The following is a 13,230-nucleotide window of genomic DNA, read 5'->3' as shown; positions in this document are numbered from 1 at the left end:
AGGGCCAATACGCCTAGCTTAAATGCGGTGAAATAGTTTATCTACGCTGCATTGCCTTTTGAGCCGCTTTTACAATGCTGGCAGCATTCAGTCCATACTTATCCATTAACTCCGCTGGTTTGCCGCTTTCGCCAAAACTGTCGTTGGTTGCAACAAACTCCTGCGGTACCGGGTCGTTCTTAATTAATAGTTGAGCAATACTATCGCCCAGACCTCCAATTCTGTTATGTTCTTCAGCGCTCACGGCACACCTGGTTTTCGCAATTGACCTTAAAACTGCTTCTTCATCCAAAGGCTTAATCGTATGGATGTTTATTATTTCTGCTTTAATGCCCATTTCTTCCAGTTGTTCAGCGGCCTGAATAGCTTTCCAAACCAAATGCCCGGTAGCAAATATGCTTACATCCGATCCTTCATTCACCATCCATGCTTTTCCTATTTCAAAAACCTGGTCTTCGCTGGTAAAAACGGGCACTACCGGGCGGCCAAACCTTAAATAAACAGGTCCTTCAAAATCAGCAATCGCTATGGTGGCGGCTTTAGTTTGATTATAATCGCAGGGATTGATAACCGTCATTCCGGGCAACATTTTCATCATACCAATATCCTCCAGTATCTGATGTGTTGCACCATCTTCTCCTAATGTAAGCCCCGCATGGGAAGCACACATCTTTACATTCTTACCACTGTACGCAATGCTTTGCCGGATCTGATCATAAACCCTGCCGGTTGAAAAATTTGCAAAGGTTCCTGTAAAGGGAATTTCCCCGCCAATAGACATTCCGGCAGCGATACCCATCATATTCGCTTCGGCGATCCCTACCTGTGTAAATCTTTCGGGAAACTCTTTAATGAAAGCTTCCATTTTCAGAGAGCCGATCAGATCTGCACAAAGTGCTACCACGCTGTCATTTCTTCTTGCGGCTTCTACCAAACCCGCACCAAATCCGGAACGGGTATCTTTCTTATCTGTAACTGTATATTTAGTCATTGTTTTAAGCTATTTAAATGATTGGTTGGTGAGGTCTTAATAGTCTGCCAGGGTTGAAGGAAGTTCGGAAAGTGCAATGCCAAGCTGTTCATCATTAGGCGCAACGCCATGCCATTTATGCGAGCCCGTCATGAAACTCACGCCATGTCCCATATCAGACTTCATCAAAATCACTACAGGTTTTCCTTTAAAAGTTTTGCTTCTAGCCAATTCCAACCCTTCCAGAACTTCAGCCATAAGGTTCCCATTCATTTCAACCACATCCCAGCCAAAAGCCAACCACTTGGCCTTCAGATCTCCCATAGACAATACATCTTCTACCGATCCATCTATCTGTTGTCCGTTTACATCGACCGTTACAATGAGGTTGTCAATTTTTTTAGCGGGGGCAAACAAAGCCGCCTCCCATATCTGACCTTCCTGTAATTCTCCATCGCCATGTAATGAAAAAACCAGGTTTGAATCTCCCTTTCGTTTCTTGGTTATGGCAGCGCCGATCGCTACGGAAAGGCCCTGACCTAAAGAACCAGACGAAATCCTAATACCCGGCAAACCTTCATGTGTGGTAGGATGCCCCTGTAATCTTGAATTGATTTTTCTAAATGTGCTGAGCTCTGCAATATCAAAGTAACCGCTGCGAGCCAACACCGAATATAATAACGGGGAGATATGACCATTAGACAGGAAGAATAGATCCTCATTAGCCCCTTCCATATTAAATGAGGGATTATGCTTCATTACCCTGAAATAAAGAGCAACGAGAAAGTCGGTGCACCCAAGCGATCCGCCGGGGTGACCCGACTGGCAACCGTGAACCATGCGGACAATATCCCGCCTTACCTGCGTTGCAACATCCTGCAATTCAGTAATTGAAAATTCCTTTTTCATTAAATGTTATTTAAAATCTTATTTTTTGAAGTGTAATTGAACCCGGCCTGCTATCGAAAAATCCATGCAAACCTAAGTGTATTTTATGAAAATGCAATCGATTGTATTAAAATTACAACAACTTCCCATTTATCGCATTAATTGCTCATTCTTCAGTTCTGCCCATGATCGAATAGATCAATAACATAATGCTTGTGGAAGGCGATTACAGGCAACAAGATAAAACGCAATCAAATTACTATCTGAAATGAAATCGATTGTATATTTACTAGTCAATCGTTGCTGCGATAGCTATTTAATCGTTTTACGTTCGCAGCGGGCTGGGAATTTTTCAATTTCTGGCCCTTTTTATTTGTTGGAAGGTAAACTATCCCGCTATCTAAGTATGAAAAGTGATTACTATAGCACCAGCCCTCGGAACTAGCGCCACCAACATTTCTTAACCTCCACGCTGTAATAAGAATCTGTTATGCCAGTTACATTACAATCGAAGTTTTATATAAATACCTAAGATTTAGGGATGTTATTTGTCGTGCATTTTGATGCAATGTAAGCACCGCAGGTTTCCCGGTTTTTTGCTTGAATCAGCTGGTTCGTTAATGATTCGCCGTTTATATCGTATCGTTTTTAAAATCGAAACATCTGCCCATCTGAGACCGGTATATAAGCAGAAAATAAAGGCGTCGCCGACTTCCTGGTTAAGACAAGGTGTTGCAAGTAGTTTTCGATAATCTTTAGCCTCCACAATCTCCTTAATACGCGCACAATGATAAGTCTTACAGTTGATATCTTCAGCCGGATTAATTAAGAAATATTTTACCTTGGTTTCGGCTTTTACCACTCGTTTAAATCTTGCATAGTAGTTCATAGGCCTTTCCCCGGTAAAGTTATCCTAGGAGAAATTTTCTAAAATCTAAACAAAGCTCTTCGTTGATGTCTGTAGGTGAAATATATCCCTAATCGATAAAGATTTTAAATTGCGTGAAGCTATTTTGCAAATGTCTGTTATTATCACAACTGTGCTTCCTGATATACCCTTTATAATAAATTCAGGAAATTTCTTTGAATCTATGCTTTGGAATAAACCGTTTTCCGATGGACTGCTGGTTCAATATGGCTTCACTTTTCTTAACAGGAAGTAGCTTAATTGCTTCAGCGTTGTGATTTTTTTGACTTTGATTTATTGGCCTCGTATATGTGAAAACACCGGTGGTTATGCAACTGCCTGCACCCCAGCTCCCAAGATCATACGAATATAAATTTTGTCGCCTTTTCTGTTCGGAATCGCTAAGATATTCACAACTGCACAATTTTAAAGGTGATACAATCATGTATTAAGCAGTATTCTGGTTTGGATTTTCCTTTTGCAAAGTATTAAAGAAATTCTGTTAAGAGACTGTTCGAAAGCAGCTTGCTGATGGAGTTGAAAAATGTGTGTGCCAGTTGGAATCCAGCCAGGCAGGTCAAACCGTTGCCGATGATTTTTGGATAAAAGGAATTCAAATGCTTTTACACGCTCGGGGTTCAGATGATTTGAAATGTCAGTCATTTTGTAAGCCTTTTTTTAGTCAAATAAAGTGGGCGTAAGCGGTAAAAAGTGACTAAAAACGTGACTGATAAAAATAAAAATGTTATAAATCATTGATTTTAACATTTAATCGTTCCCGAGACTGGAATAGTCACTTTTTGTCTATAGATCTTTTGCGAATAAACGTGTCAAATATTCGTCAATACAGGGCTTCAGGCAATTTTTCACACGCTCTACCTATCTATTCGAAGACAAGAAATTTTTTAATAAAAAAAGTGTAAGAGGGCCATCTTTTACCAAGGCTATAAGAAATGGATGAAGGGATCGCACAAAGGTTCTATAAACTTTATGGAGCTATTGTACCTGAAAATGTAATGCCTATGCGCATAATATGGCTGGGCAATAGTTCAGTAGCTACTATTGCTAACCTATTCCGTTTATTACGAACGAATCATATGTCCAGGCATGAAATAACCCCAGGCTATACTATTCTTTTGGCTTCTGTTGGAACCGGGATAAACACAGATACTGTTTGTTGCAAAACCTATAAAATATTTATAATAAACGGCACTAATTAAAACATTAGTACCTTTAAGAAAAGCTTGGTCAATCAAGCTATCTAAACTTTAAACTGTTACACAAAATGACCGATGATAAACTTGCTGTATTAATCGATGCAGACAACGTGCCCTACGCAAACGTAAAAGCCATGATGGAAGAAATTTCTAAGATGGGAACACCTACCGTAAAGCGCATCTATGCGGATTGGACCAAACCAACAGTAGCCGGGTGGAAAAGTGTACTATTAGAAAATGCCATAACACCTATTCAACAATACAGTTATACAAAAGGAAAGAATTCCAGCGATAGTGCGCTGATCATAGATGCAATGGATATTCTATATTCAGATAAAGTTACAGGATTTTGTATCGTTTCAAGTGATAGTGACTTCACGCGGCTGGCTACAAGGTTACGGGAAGCCGGTATGCGGGTTATTGGTTTCGGTGAGAAAAAACACCTCAGCCTTTTATTTCTGCGTGTGACCAATTCATCTACCTGGAAATTCTCAACAATAATCCTCCGGTAGAAAAAATATTTCGCCGGGTCGAAAACAAAAAGCTAAGCACAAATCCAACAGTAATATCAACCCTGATACTGTAAAATTAATTTCAGATAGTATAGCAGATCTCGCAGATGAATCAGGATGGGCTTTTTTAGGAGACCTTGGTAATTTTATCATCAAGAAAAAACCCGACTTCGATCCGAGAATTTTTGGATTTTCAAAGTTGCTTCCCTTGATCAAAGATATTGACCGGTTTGAAATTGATGAACGCGAATCCGGCATTCCTAATGTCAGGCATATTTTCGTCAGGAAAAGATGAAAAGACGTATGTAGATTACATAAAAACCAATGACGAATAAAATGTAGTGCACCGGGAAATCTGACTGCTTTAAAAGAAATACTTAACTGTATCTTAACGTAGTAATGCTTCGATATTCATAGGTAATGATCTGTGTTAAAATAACGCGGGCAACGGAAAAGCTATAAAAAACGTATCTTCAAATTATGCCCAGTTTTAATATCGGCGATTCCATAACACTTTTACCCCATTTTCCACTACCACAGTTATATTATTATTGCAATAAACGGGTCATACCTTACACTCTTTCGAAAGTGTGAGCATAAAAATCTCATAATATACTTCAGGTGTATAAGCCTGGCAGGTTAATTTTCCCCTCAGCAGTTTTCATAACTATCAAGCCCTCCTCCTGGGTTACTATTCTGAATTCCATACCTGGTAAGACTGATAGTAGGAATCTTACCTCTGTGGATATCAATCAATCTTCTGTTCTCTAACTCTACCAGCAGAACAAGTACCTTTTCTGCCGAGATGGGAAACTCAGATAATAAATCGGATAAACGAATACGTATTTGCGGATTAAGCGTTTTAGCACTTAATAGTTTAACATAGTCAAATACTTCTTTACTAGTGGTCATAAGAACAAATTTAATTTAACCAAGTGCCTTTCTTTCCGTTACTATGTAAATAGGGTCTTCCCGATCCGTATCTCTATACCAGTACCAGGAAGCCAGATCTATCAGGGTTTGTTTTTCCGCTTGCCAAAAAGGTATGGCATCACCGGTTACAAATACGTTACTAAGAATCAGCTCTTCACCATTCAACGTTACTTTTAAAAAAGACAGGGCCATTGAATCATCTTTATTCATTCGCTATATTTTGCTGTCCATTTTTATTACGGACAAGTTGATAAATTATACAGTGGCAGTAATAATAAGACACAAGTGGGCGCAGGTTGCAATAGAGTGGTGTAGATGTGTATTCCTCTTTCTGTTGACTGTTGTTCCCTGAAAGGTAAACATTATATCTCGCATCTTCTTATAAACTTTACAACCGATGGAAATCGAAAATAATAATATGCCCTAACAGTATAACATTCAATAGAACTGAGCTAAGCACTGCTATACCGATAAAACGGCTAATATGCTTACTTGTCATACAATCCATTACGACCGCCTCTAAAAACTGACATACAAAGATCTCCATCCTGGATTGAAGTGTGGCCTACTCCAAAGGCCTGTATCTATTGATTTAAACCAACATATGGCACCTATCATTTCTTCGACCAGCTCCAAAGGCTGGAAAGCTACAGTTTCGAAAGGCTCTTGACGATAGCAAACATCTATGAATTCTCTTGAATTTCTGTTGTATACCTATTTGCTTCTAACGGTGAGGATCGTTGTATAGCTGTAAGGTTGTAGTAGCTGTTACTTTTGATCGTGGGCAGAATCGGCTACAAAGCCTTAAAATAAACACCTATTCCAAATCCTAAAGAGTACTGCACGTTTACTTGTTCGTAATAACAAGCATGGATGTTTTGAAATTTCCGGGCAGAAACCTCATAAAGCAGTTGGGCTAGTGTGTGAAATACACAACCAGCATTAAGCTGCTACATCTATAACTGGTTCACCAACACGGGAAACAATTCTCTCACACAAATCCGCTGAAACATTACATAATTCGATCTCCACAAGGAAACGATCCACGTCAATTTTACATTTCAACTTCCCTTTTTCGACCTTGACCTCTTCCATTAAATAAGCTATCTTGTTTACTACCCATCGGCGGGCATCCGCCTTTATATCTTCATCGCTTCTGTACATTTCACAAGGAGCAAGGCTAAAACTATATTTCATATATTATAACATTAAATTACTACACATCAAACTATCGCAGAAACATACTAGTTCTAAGAATATTTCTTTACGAACCATTTACATTTATACTAATAACCGAACACCCCAATCCCAGCCATTTCCAACATTAGAGATAGTAATAGGGAAACAGGTTGCTGTTATATGAGCGAAGAGCTGAAAACACCAGCAACAGCAGGGAACACAAAATATAAAAGTAAAATCTTAGCGTTTTTGATATGTAACACCAACCTACGCTACCTGGTGCTCATCTTCCAAATGGTATGCAACCAGCAACCTCGAAGTCTGCAAAAATTTCATTAATAGTCAGTTCCGGAAGGAAGGTATCTTATAAACAAATTCTAAAATTAAACGGCGATATTGCCAATACACATTACATGCTATGTTCCCGAAAACCAAGAAACACCCAGGAAGAAGCAATCTAAAATCGAAAACTCGTGAGTAATTAACGCGCACTTAAAAAATATTCAACTCACTAACCAAGCGAAGTCTAACGAAGATACGCTTTAAAAATGGGCGGACATAATAAATTAGCAAATATGGCGATAGGAATGAATTCATACAACAGCAGCTTGTAGAGCACTGGCTGGTTCAATTCAACCCTGAATTCAGAAATAATTCACGGATATACCCTTACTATAGAGTCACTTAAACTGGTTAGCATTTTACTCAAAAGCATGGGCATTAACACCCGAGTTTTGATCACCTCGTTAAATCAATTCACGATCAGCTTGGTAGTTTAAGGCCTTGCCAAAAGAAAAAATAAAAGTATAGAATATGCTGTCTCCTCGCTGAAGTCAAATATGCAGCCGAGCATTTCAAATTTATAATGCGCTAAGGTGTAGCCATCTGTTTTAGCGATGGCCGATGTTGTATTATGACCTTTGTCCTTTTCCCTATTGCGGTATCATAGTTGGTGTCAAAATTCAATTGGTGTCGCAGTTTGAAAATAAGCAGAGCCATAACCGTGTTGGCTGGCAAGTGTCATTCCTAGCTACCTCTTTAATAGGAGCATCATATTAAACCATTAAAATTTCTCCCATGTCAAATCGCAGCTCGTTTGTGAATTATCTTCTACAATAGATAATCCTCAAATATAGTTGATCTATGCTTTTGTAGCGTTTATTGTGCAGCCGGCGGATAAGCTTGCCTTTTAAAAGAACTATTTTTTGAGAATATCACTATCACCTCAAATTCTTGTATTTAACGATCATTTAGCAGCTCTTGAATCTATATTCTACTATGTTATAATATTTTCGCCTACCTTTGCCTGGTGTTGTAGATATTTAACACAAACTCTTTCAAAGTGTGTTGCAAATTGCAATGAGTATTTAGCTTGCTTTAACGCAAATTTTCTCCCGATACCTCCATTCTTGTAATAAGTTTCTACTTTTTTAGAAAAACCCGCTTAAGGCTACTGGCCTTTAAGAACTTATTCATACATATAAAATAAATTTTATTAAAAAGTTATCCTTCAAAAAATCGGAGGCAGCCGATTTTTCTACCACATTAAAAACGCGTGTTCAACATTATTTAAAGATAAACGGCAAAAACCGGTTTGGCAACCGTGACATGGTGTTTAAAACCGGTTTCATGTTGTCTCTTTACTTTGTACCCCTGGCTGTCATCTGCTTTAGCGGAATTACTCAGGTATGGCAACTGTTTTGCTTATTCATACTTAGCGGCTTTGGCATGGCGGGGATAGGCATGGGCGTTATGCACGATGCGTTGCACGGCTCCTACTCCAAAAGTAAGGTATTGAACAAGTGGATGGGCTATACGATGAATATCATTGGAGCCAGCGACGAAGTATGGAAGTTGCAACATAATGTATTGCATCATAGCTTCACCAATATTGATGAACATGACGACGATATCAATGCGCCCTTTTTCTCCGGTTTTCTCCGCATGCTAAAAAGAACCGCTTGCACCCCTTTCAGCATTATTATGTGTGGTTATTCTACGGACTGTCCACCATTTCTTGGATCACTTCAAAAGACTTTATCAGGCTTAGCCGTTACAAAAACAAGATCTAATTAAAAGTAATACCGAGTATCGGCGGCTTTTGTTAAAGGTTATTTTCTGGAAGCTGGTTTATTTCTCCTACGTACTGTTATTGCCTCTTCTGCTTACCTCCTTTGCGCCATGGATTGTAATCGTGGCATTCCTAAGTATGCACTTTGTGACGGGGTTTTGTATATCCATCGTATTTCAAACGGCGCATGTTATGCCAGACGCTTCTTTCCCATTGCCCGACAATGCGGGTAAACTCGAAAATGAACGGCTGGTTCATCAGCTGGCTACCACTTGCAATTTTGCTCCGCGAAGCCGCCTGTTTTCATGGTTGATCGGAGGTTTAAATTTCCAGATCGAACATCACCTGTTTCCCCACATCTCCCATGTTCATTATAGAAGACTGGCACCGATTGTTAAAAAAACGACTGAAGAATTTGGCATACCCTACTACAGCTATCCTACCTTTTTCTCTGCACTTCAAAGTCATGGCACTATGTTACGCAAGCTAGGCTCTATGCCTTATAAAGGCGCTCATTAGTCAATGGGCTCTTCAAAACTCGTAAAGACTCTATTAAAGTCAGTTTGGGAATTTAAAGTAACCAGAAGAAAAGCTGTATGACACCTACTTTCAACAACACCAACATTAATGTAAAAGAAATAATGAAAAACAGTAATAGCTAATATAAACAACATGCTGGAAAAACCGGCAGGGCAAGGCTCAAAACTATGGATCCAGCTATGATAGGGATACAGCCGGTTAACAATACAACCGCAAGCTTTACGGCAACCTGGTCTTTTAAAGACATGCCGGTCCACCCGTTATTGAAGCAGAACATATAAAGCAAGGGATAGACCTCGCCAATAAAAATACAGTATCATACCATACCAGCAATTATTGGAGGCGCTAATGTTATGGGCGTTGCAGCTACGGGAAAGACGGCTGCTTTTCTAATACGGTTGATAGCATAGCTGGTACAAAACAAAAATAATGAAGGCCTGGTAGTGGTACCGACAAAGGAGTTGGCTCAACAGGTAGCTGATGAGTTTAAAGCACTTACTCTAGGTATGCAGTTTAGCGCGGCCTGTTTTATCGGGGCTCCGATGTGGCTCCCGATAGACCTCACGCAGCCAGAAAACATCATCTTATTATTGCAACACCGGGCAGGTTATTAGACCTGATAAACCCTGATGCCATTTGCCTTTCATCAATTAAGGCACTTATATTAGACGAGTTTGATCGTATGCTAGACATGGGTTTTATCAAGGATGTTAAGACTATCGTTTCGCTTACAAATAAGCGAAAACAAACGGTATTATTTTCAGCTACTGCGAAAGATTCTAAAAAAATGCTGATCGATCAAATAGTCAAAAATCCCTTAACAATTAAAGCAAGCAGCGGTAAAAGTGCCAGTGGTACTATAACCTATTTACTAATTGAGCAAAAAATTCTGTACATGTAAGAGAGTACTTTAAGAATACCACAATCAGGTATTTGAGAGCGGATCATTTAAAAAGGCAACTTTAGTTTATACGGAAAATATATGTTATCTTTATGCATAAGATATAAGAAACCGCGCAAATACGATTTATTACCATCACTTTTATCTGCTGCCGTAAACTGTGTATTTCAATCGCTGCAACTAATCTTTTTTAATACGCTAATGTGAAAATATTAGCAAAAAAATTACAAAATGAGTACAACAGAATTTTCGGCAATTTCAGAATTAATAATTACATCAAAAAGCCAGGATGTAGTTATATCAAATGTATTTATTACAGGAGATGCTATTGCGCTTTGGGATTGTAATATAGGGAGCATAAACCTAGATTTATGGGATTGGCATAGAGGAAATAATAATGACAGTGAAAACTTTATTGTAACTGGCAGGAAATTAGTTCTGTAGAAAATTTACAATTGGTTTTTAGCGAAGCCGTTCGATTTTTCACCAATAATATTAAATTTTCTGAAAACCATTAATACATGCAGTGATTTACTATAAACTATTAAAACATACAAGTCTATGAGCCCTTTACAAATTGGCGACAATGTAAAGCTACTTCCTCCCTTTACATCTAGTAAAATCTATACAATTGTTTCGATAGAAGGCAAATCTGTCACCTTATTTTGTAAAGGTGAACATAAAAACCTAGTTATTCCCATTAAATGTATCATCACTAAATAGATAATATGGTATCGCATATCGCATTTGTCTGCGAATTTATATCATCACGTTAAGTTTTAAAATGAAATGCCCTCCGTGTTAGTTGAGATTATTTTCAATCGAGCGCCTACCTCAAAGCCATTCTAGTGACACCGCCCACATTTTTCGCGAATTGGAATATTATGCTGCTACATGATATAATAAAATTAAGATGAACCTTTACGACCTAAAAGAATTAATCATATAATAAGGACGGACAGTATCAGTCAGAACGCCCTAAAGTAAATAACCTATTCCAAGTCCTAAAGATTGCTGCGCATCTATCCAGGTTATAGATGCATGGAAGTTTTAAGGTTTCCGCTACAAGCCTCATCATGCAGTCGTTTTAAGTTTGAGGAATAGAAAACTGCTATTACGCTGACATGTCAATAACGGGTTCACCAATACTGGAAATAATTCTCTCACACAAATCCTCTGAAATATTACGTATTTCAGGCAATAAGCCTGAAGAGCACTCGTTGCCAAAATCGGACTTTGAATTTAGAGATGATTCAGCCGTAAACTTTTTATCACCATGGGTGGCCTCCAGGCCGGGAGCATTTTACTTAAAGGCAGGGAAGTAATACCTGATCCTTCATGACCGCGCTAAATCACTCGTGGTGAGCTTCTCGTGAGAAGAAAAGAATTAAAGTTTTGAATACCATACATTCTTCTTTAAGTCCAAATCTGATATCGAGCAATTTAAACTTATAATCCTCTAGCCAGGACTTAGTATCTGTTTTAGCGACACCCGACATAACATTAAGACCTTTATTGATCATTTCCCTGTTTGCGGTATCATTACTACTCTCCCCTGTACAGGCGAGTTCCAGTGCAGTTTATAGCATCTTGCCGGATATTGTTTAAGAATAGCCAGCGCATCTTCGGTATCAATAAATATCGCCTTTTCATCTGTTAACATACCCAATGCCTCAGCGATCGAGCCAGGTGTTTCATAATAAACTTCCATATTACCAACAAGGCAAATAGCATACCAATGGTACACTCAGAGTTACATATCGTAATGGGTATAATAAATACCAATGAAATTTTGAGTTGTACAATTTTTTAAGGAAGGCAGATCCAATACAGTTATATATCAAATTTTTCGGGTTGAGAAAACGAAAATATATTGTAACAAATGTTATCCCGGCGTTTGGCCCCTTTACTATTGGCCCATCTCTTCCAAATCAATCCTATCTGGAAATCGGTAATAATAATTTGTTCTCCGCTTAATAATTCCGCCCATTTATCTTTATCCCTCAGCTTATGTTCTCCAAATCTTACAATATCTACTTGTCGCATTATTTTCCTTTCCTGTAATATACAAAAAAGAACCGTTATAGTGGTTATTGTTTATTATAAAACGACAAATGGTTTGAACACAGAAAGCAACAACCATCTTTTACGAGTTTACAACTGTAGTTAATTTATAATCCTCCATGTGATATAGATTATGATTAAATCGATACAAAAAAAATAAAGGCAGAAAAATGATCTACCTTTATTCACTACTCACTATTAGCAATAAGCTACTGCCTGAAGAGGACTCTTAAAGCCTTGCCACTCTACGCTCACCAATTGATAACCCCTTTCTAATAATATTAATCACTTCTACCCGTTTTTTATTTAATCTCTTTTGTATCCTTTCCAGCAAATCGGCTTCATGATCTTTTTCGTATATCAGATCAGCTTTAGTAAGCTGAGGGAATTTTTCTTTTAATATTCGGGATTGAGCTTCCCAATCACCAACCACTTTAAAATCGTCTTCTGGCTTGTTAACTTTATTTTGCATAACATAATTTTAATTGTGAAATAATTTTCACAATGTAAAGTTCCACTTCTTCACCTTTGATTTCTTACAAAATTCTTCTTTACTGTTACAAGAATCACAGATTTGAAATCTCGCATTTTCTTTGCTGCTCCTGCCTTTTAAAAGACCTTGGACTTACGCCTGTTGTCTTCTTGAATTGATTCGAAAGATGTGCTACACTACTATAGTGGAGAAGGTAAGATATCTCGGTTAATGTAAGTTCATTATACCGCAATAGCTCTTTAGCCCGTTCAATCTTATTTAAAATGATGTATTGCTGAATAGTAACTCCTTCAACCTTTGAAAATATATTTGCAAGGTAAGTATAGTTATAATGAAGTTCGGTGCTGATAAATATAGAATCATTTGTATCCAAAGGTTCCCTCGTTTCATTGTCAAGCATGTTAATGATAACATTTTTTATTCGCTCCACAAGTATATGCTCTTTATCTTCTAATAGATCTAAACCACACTTCAATAAATTAATCCTAAAATCATTGATTGTTTTGTTTGATATCAGTGCGTTTGATTCAATTGCTCCCATTTTAACTGATGTAT

Annotated in this window: 17 protein-coding genes; 8 read left to right on the top strand and 9 right to left on the bottom strand. The window is 38.1% G+C overall.

Annotated features, from left to right (window positions below; translation table 11 throughout):
* Nucleotides 1–37: 37 nt before the first annotated feature.
* Entirely contained in the window at nucleotides 38–991 is a 954-nt protein-coding gene (locus tag MKP07_RS25915) for a transketolase family protein (RefSeq protein WP_240850109.1), read from the bottom strand.
* Between the two features lie 36 nt (nucleotides 992–1,027).
* Complete coding sequence (locus tag MKP07_RS25910; protein WP_240850107.1) at nucleotides 1,028–1,879, bottom strand: transketolase; 852 nt, start codon at nucleotides 1,877–1,879, stop codon at nucleotides 1,028–1,030.
* 1,839 nt (nucleotides 1,880–3,718) lie between these two features.
* On the opposite strand from MKP07_RS25910, the gene MKP07_RS25905 reads away from it, so the two are divergent.
* The 3 genes from MKP07_RS25905 to MKP07_RS41420 all read left to right on the top strand — a co-directional run bounded on the left by MKP07_RS25905 (nucleotide 3,719) and on the right by MKP07_RS41420 (nucleotide 4,789).
* Nucleotides 3,719–3,985 (top strand): hypothetical protein, encoded by a 267-nt coding sequence (locus tag MKP07_RS25905; protein ID WP_240850105.1) that lies wholly within the window; start codon nucleotides 3,719–3,721, stop codon nucleotides 3,983–3,985.
* Nucleotides 3,986–4,050: 65 nt separating this feature from the next.
* Entirely contained in the window at nucleotides 4,051–4,494 is a 444-nt protein-coding gene (locus MKP07_RS25900; RefSeq protein WP_240850103.1) for an NYN domain-containing protein, read from the top strand.
* A gap of 7 nt (nucleotides 4,495–4,501) precedes the next feature.
* Nucleotides 4,502–4,789 carry an OST-HTH/LOTUS domain-containing protein gene (locus tag MKP07_RS41420; protein WP_317236107.1) on the top strand — a complete coding sequence of 96 codons (288 nt, stop codon included), beginning with the start codon at nucleotides 4,502–4,504 and terminating at the stop codon, nucleotides 4,787–4,789.
* A gap of 356 nt (nucleotides 4,790–5,145) precedes the next feature.
* Here MKP07_RS41420 and MKP07_RS25890 read toward each other — a convergent pair whose 3' ends face one another.
* The 3 genes from MKP07_RS25890 to MKP07_RS25880 all read right to left on the bottom strand — a co-directional run bounded on the left by MKP07_RS25890 (nucleotide 5,146) and on the right by MKP07_RS25880 (nucleotide 6,624).
* Complete coding sequence (locus tag MKP07_RS25890) at nucleotides 5,146–5,406, bottom strand: hypothetical protein (protein ID WP_240850100.1); 261 nt, start codon at nucleotides 5,404–5,406, stop codon at nucleotides 5,146–5,148.
* A 15-nt stretch (nucleotides 5,407–5,421) separates the two neighbouring features.
* Nucleotides 5,422–5,637 (bottom strand): hypothetical protein, encoded by a 216-nt coding sequence (locus MKP07_RS25885; RefSeq protein ID WP_240850099.1) that lies wholly within the window; start codon nucleotides 5,635–5,637, stop codon nucleotides 5,422–5,424.
* A 732-nt stretch (nucleotides 5,638–6,369) separates the two neighbouring features.
* Nucleotides 6,370–6,624: a hypothetical protein gene (locus MKP07_RS25880; RefSeq protein WP_240850097.1), complete on the bottom strand. Its 255-nt coding sequence runs from the start codon at nucleotides 6,622–6,624 to the stop codon at nucleotides 6,370–6,372.
* Nucleotides 6,625–8,235: 1,611 nt separating this feature from the next.
* Here MKP07_RS25880 and MKP07_RS39580 point away from each other — a divergent pair.
* The 5 genes from MKP07_RS39580 (at nucleotide 8,236) to MKP07_RS25865 (ending at nucleotide 10,562) form a co-directional block, all read left to right on the top strand.
* Entirely contained in the window at nucleotides 8,236–8,682 is a 447-nt protein-coding gene (locus MKP07_RS39580) for a fatty acid desaturase family protein (RefSeq protein WP_262919479.1), read from the top strand.
* Between the two features lie 25 nt (nucleotides 8,683–8,707).
* Nucleotides 8,708–9,196 carry a fatty acid desaturase family protein gene (locus tag MKP07_RS39575; RefSeq protein ID WP_394803603.1) on the top strand — a complete coding sequence of 163 codons (489 nt, stop codon included), beginning with the start codon at nucleotides 8,708–8,710 and terminating at the stop codon, nucleotides 9,194–9,196.
* Between the two features lie 464 nt (nucleotides 9,197–9,660).
* A complete protein-coding gene (locus MKP07_RS25870; protein WP_240850095.1) occupies nucleotides 9,661–9,831 on the top strand; it encodes a hypothetical protein in 171 nt (56 codons plus the stop codon).
* A complete protein-coding gene (locus tag MKP07_RS42960) occupies nucleotides 9,762–10,118 on the top strand; it encodes a DEAD/DEAH box helicase (RefSeq protein WP_394803602.1) in 357 nt (118 codons plus the stop codon). Before MKP07_RS25870 ends, MKP07_RS42960 begins: the two co-directional genes overlap by 70 nt.
* A gap of 231 nt (nucleotides 10,119–10,349) precedes the next feature.
* Nucleotides 10,350–10,562 (top strand): hypothetical protein, encoded by a 213-nt coding sequence (locus MKP07_RS25865; protein WP_240850093.1) that lies wholly within the window; start codon nucleotides 10,350–10,352, stop codon nucleotides 10,560–10,562.
* Between the two features lie 1,075 nt (nucleotides 10,563–11,637).
* Here the strand turns inward: MKP07_RS25865 and MKP07_RS25860 are convergent.
* From MKP07_RS25860 to MKP07_RS25845, 4 genes are all read right to left on the bottom strand, one after another.
* Nucleotides 11,638–11,829, bottom strand: coding sequence for a hypothetical protein (locus MKP07_RS25860; protein WP_240850091.1), 192 nt, complete (start codon nucleotides 11,827–11,829; stop codon nucleotides 11,638–11,640).
* A gap of 122 nt (nucleotides 11,830–11,951) precedes the next feature.
* Nucleotides 11,952–12,164, bottom strand: coding sequence for a hypothetical protein (locus tag MKP07_RS25855; RefSeq protein ID WP_240850089.1), 213 nt, complete (start codon nucleotides 12,162–12,164; stop codon nucleotides 11,952–11,954).
* 247 nt (nucleotides 12,165–12,411) lie between these two features.
* Nucleotides 12,412–12,654 carry a hypothetical protein gene (locus tag MKP07_RS25850; RefSeq protein ID WP_240850087.1) on the bottom strand — a complete coding sequence of 81 codons (243 nt, stop codon included), beginning with the start codon at nucleotides 12,652–12,654 and terminating at the stop codon, nucleotides 12,412–12,414.
* 94 nt (nucleotides 12,655–12,748) lie between these two features.
* Nucleotides 12,749–13,216, bottom strand: a complete 468-nt coding sequence (locus MKP07_RS25845; RefSeq protein ID WP_240850086.1) for a helix-turn-helix domain-containing protein — start codon at nucleotides 13,214–13,216, stop codon at nucleotides 12,749–12,751.
* Nucleotides 13,217–13,230 lie beyond the last annotated feature (14 nt).

Source organism: Paraniabella hibiscisoli, from assembly GCF_022512515.1.
GTDB lineage: Bacteria > Bacteroidota > Bacteroidia > Chitinophagales > Chitinophagaceae > Niabella > Niabella hibiscisoli.
Note: the sequence above shows the minus strand (reverse complement) of the source record. Positions and strands in the feature narration are given on the sequence as shown.